2 protein-coding genes are annotated in these 2,372 nt (G+C 43.0%); both read right to left on the bottom strand.

The annotated features are described in order from the left end of the window. The coding region (locus Q0614_RS00580; RefSeq protein WP_298785770.1) for an aminotransferase class V-fold PLP-dependent enzyme at window positions 1–1,166 on the bottom strand (1,166 nt) is incomplete at its 3' end. Between the two features lie 156 nt (window positions 1,167–1,322). Continuing rightward, window positions 1,323–2,372 (bottom strand): ankyrin repeat domain-containing protein (locus Q0614_RS00575; RefSeq protein WP_298785768.1); only part of this gene is annotated, 1,050 nt, incomplete at its 5' end.

Genomic DNA, 2,372 nt, shown 5'->3' with positions numbered 1-2,372 from the left:
GGCATGCGCCCCTCCTTGATACCCAGCAGATCGTGAGCGTACGGCCCCGCGCACATCACGCCCGCGCGCGTCTGGATACCGAAATCGTTGCTAAGGCTCGCGGCAAAATCATACGCCGAGACACCGCGCACGTTAAAGGAAAATATCGGCAGCCGCGGCGCGCCCTTTGGAGCGTAATTTATGATCTCGTCAATGCCTGCTAGCTCGCTCTCAAAAAGCCGCGCGAGCTCGTCCTCGGCGCTTTTTATTTGCTCGAAGCCCACCTCGTTTCGCAGCGCATAAGCCAAATTTGCCCGCATAAGCCCGATGATAGGCGGCGTACCGCCCTCCTCTAGCTGCTCGGGATTTTTCAAAAACACGTGCCCCTCGCGGTTAGCGTAGGCGACCGTTCCGCCCGCGGCAAATGTCGGCATGTCACCGCTAAGCAGCTCCTTTTTGATCGCCAAAAGCCCGCAGCTAGCAGGCCCTCCTAATAGCTTATGCGGCGAGAGGAAAATCGCGTCGAAATGATCGCAGTCTAAATTTGCGTGCGAGCTCAGCGCCGCGCAGTCAAAGGCCACGATGCCGCCCGCGGCCCTGATTAGCTCGCTGATCTTTTTATAGTCGCTAACGACGCCTGTGACGTTTGAGGCGGCGCTAAACGAGCCGATGATGCGGCGTCCGGCATTTAGCTTTAATATGTGCTCGAGTGCTAGCAGATCGATCTCGCCGGACTCGCTAAGCGGCACGCGCAGGTAGTCGCAAAGCCCCTCGCGGAAGCTAAGCTCGTTTGAGTGGTGTTCGTATGGCGAAACGAGCACGAGCGGAAGCTGCACAGCGCGTAAATTCGCCTCGCCGATCACATTTCTGGTCGCAGGCGGTAGGTAGATGCCAAGTAGCTCCTGAAATTTCTTGATCGAGGCCGTCGCGCCCTGCCCGCAGGCGATGAGATAAAACCGCTCGTCAAGCCCTAGTAGCTTTTTTAGACTCTCTCGCGCGCCCTCGTAGCGCCGCTGCGTGATGATGGCGCTAGAGCTACTATCGGAGTGTGTGTTGGCGTAGGTTTTTAAAATTTCGCCTATCTCGCGCTCTACGGGCTCGTAAGCAAGTCCCGAAGCCGCGAAATCAAAATAGTGCACGCCCTGTTTTAGGATGATATTTTTTCGAATTTCGTCTAAGCTTAGCATTTGCGACCTTTAAAATTTAAGTGATTAATTATAGTGAAATTTGGATTAATTTAAGGCTTTACGTCCTAGCGGGGAGGAATTTTAATGAGAATTTAGAAAAGCTTTGCCCACTATATTACTTAATTTCTGATGCTATATAGTTTTACTCTTTCAAATTTATTGATTACTATCTAGTTTTTTAGCCGCTTCTTGTCTTAGAATTTCGGCATAATCTTTTATATCTATTTTCTCGCCGTCATGTAGAATTTTCACTTTCGCTTCCTCTAGCATTTCCTCAAAATTTAAATATTTAAAAAATGTCTCAATATCGAATGCCTCGGTACTATTTTTATCTTTTAGGCTGCTTTTTTGCAAAATCTCTTCATCGCTCAGCCCATTGCCGCAAAGAGCTTTATATCTATCTATTTTCATATTATAGAAATTTAATATTTTAATATCCGGTTCTAGCTTAGTACATTTTTTATCATTTGGCATATAGCCGAAAAATTTTATAAAATCTTTTTCTTTCCAGTACCCATCCGTTCCTTTTTCTTTTTCTTCGTTATTTTTAACTTCCCATCTGCCTCGAAGAGCCCAATCATATGATTCTAAAATCTTTTCTCCATAGCAGTAATCATTCATATGGTTTATGTAAGACTCCTTCTTTTTTATAGATCCAACTAAACTATCCAAACAATTTCTATAAGCCGTAACAATATCATCTTGACTCGGTAAACCATCTATATTATATTTTATTAATAATTCTAATTTATCTTTATACATCATATCCCGCGGAAGAAAAGTATAAATAGATTTTTTAAATATTTCCTTTTGTTTAAACGAAACGCCGTTCTCACTTAAATAATACAAAGGACCTTCATATGCTTTCGGTTTCATACCTCTTTGTAGCATCATATCGGCAATTTCTATCAAATTACTATATATTGCATAGTTTAATGGATAAATAGGGTCTTTTGAGGATTCTCCCTTTATGCATCCAGTAAATTTTACATCTATTTTATTATTATCAACTATAATTTCTGTATCTTTGGAATACCAAGGGCATCCTATATACCCTTGTACTATATTGATCTCATTAAATTTAATTCCATTATCGAGTAATAGTTTAACAGTATTGGTAGCATTATTTTCTATCGCATAAGACATAGCGGATAGCTTGTATTCATCTTTTTTATGTATATCCGCACCTAGCTTTATAAGCTCTTG

The organism is uncultured Campylobacter sp., assembly GCF_937997595.1.
Lineage (GTDB): Bacteria > Campylobacterota > Campylobacteria > Campylobacterales > Campylobacteraceae > Campylobacter_B.
This window is presented reverse-complemented; position numbering and strand designations above follow the sequence as displayed.